General features: G+C 31.7%; 1 protein-coding gene. It reads left to right on the top strand.

What is annotated here, in order from left to right; translation table 11 throughout:
* Positions 1–1661 (top strand): lytic transglycosylase domain-containing protein (locus AMN84_RS03605; protein ID WP_075483461.1); only part of this gene is annotated, 1661 nt, incomplete at its 5' end.
* Positions 1662–1718: the final 57 nt, after the last annotated feature.

Below are 1718 nucleotides of genomic sequence, written 5' to 3' on the forward strand. Positions count from 1 at the left end.
AAATTGGTCACAAAAAAATAATAGATTTATTCGAGGATAAAAAACCATTAAGTGGATACGGAGAGATAGTTTTGGGAGAAAGCTTATTACAAGATGGGCAAAATGTAGATGGTATTAAATTGATAAAGAAAGGATGGATCACTGCTGATTTATCTAAAGCTGAACTTCGACCTACTTATAAAAGAATAAAAAAATATTTATCATCAGAAGATCATATTAAAAGAGCCGATTATTTGGCTTGGGAAAATAAATATTGGGATTTGAAAAGAATGTTAAGATATTTACCAAAAGAGTATCAACTTCTTTATAATGCAAGACAACTGCTCATGAGTAAATCATATGGGGTTGATAATGCAATTTCAAAAGTACCAGAAAATTTTAGAAATGACCCTGGTCTTAACTATGACAGGCTAAAATGGAGAAGAAAAAGAGGCCGAGTTGATAGCTCTTTAGAAATATTGTTAAACATCAAAAATACAAAGAGTTATATGGTAAGACCTGACAAATGGTGGGTTGAAAGATCAATAATTGGAAGATCATTAATTTATAAAAAGAAATATCAAACAGCCTATAAAATAGTTAATAACCACTCGTTAGAAGAAGGAACACCAGAATTCGCAGAAGCAGAGTGGTTTAGTGGATGGATCGCTTTAAGTTTCTTAAATGATCCAATTTTAGCAAGAGAACATTTTAAATCTTTTTATCAAAATGTTGGTTATCCAATTAGTTTATCTAGAGGAGCTTTTTGGTTAGGAAGAACGTATGAAAAACTTGGTGACCCAGTAACAGCTGACAAATATTATGGTGAGGCATCAAAATTCCAAACTACATACTATGGGCAACTCGCTCACATGAAAATAAAACCTGATGAAACTTTTTCTTTAGATGAGACCATAAAACCAAATGAAAAGTATAAAAAAGAATTTAAGAATAAAAAATTATATAAACTTGTTTATTTACTTTATGAAATTGAAAGAGATAAATATACAAAACATATTTTACGTCATTTAGCACTTGATAATATAGAACAAGGAAGTGAAGTATTAGCAGCAGAACTTGCAACTGAAATTTCAAGATATGATTTTGCAATTCAAATATCTAAATTAGCATCCTATGAAAAAAGATTTCATAATCAATTCAACTATCCTGTTATCAGTACACCAACTATGGTCGGGGGAAGAAAAATTCCTAATCCTGCATTAATACTTGCGGTCATAAGGCAAGAAAGTGAATTTGACAGCAAAGCTAATAGTTACGCTGGTGCTAGAGGTATGATGCAGCTAATGACTTACACAGCTAAGCTAGTTGCAAAGCAAGCAAAGTTACCTTACTCAAAATCAAGATTAACTTCAGATCCAGAGTATAATATTAATTTAGGTTCACATTATTTAGCGGGTCTAATTCTAGAATATGATGGGGCCTACCCTTTTGCTATTGCCGCCTATAACGCAGGTCCAAAAAGAGTCAGATATTGGAAAAAAATAAATAAAAATCCTCAAAAAGATCAAGTTGATTATGTAGATTGGATTGAGCTTATTAAGTTTAAAGAAACAAGGAATTATGTTCAAAGAGTTCTAGAAAATTATAACGTTTATCGATACGTGCTAGAACAAAAGCCTATCAAAATGAAAGATTTTTTCGCTAATTACCCACTATACTAAAATCTAAAAAATGGCGGAAGGAGAGGGATTCGAACCCTCGGTACACCTTTTCAAGCG

Source organism: Candidatus Pelagibacter communis, assembly GCF_001180105.1.
Lineage (GTDB): Bacteria > Pseudomonadota > Alphaproteobacteria > Pelagibacterales > Pelagibacteraceae > Pelagibacter > Pelagibacter ubique_K.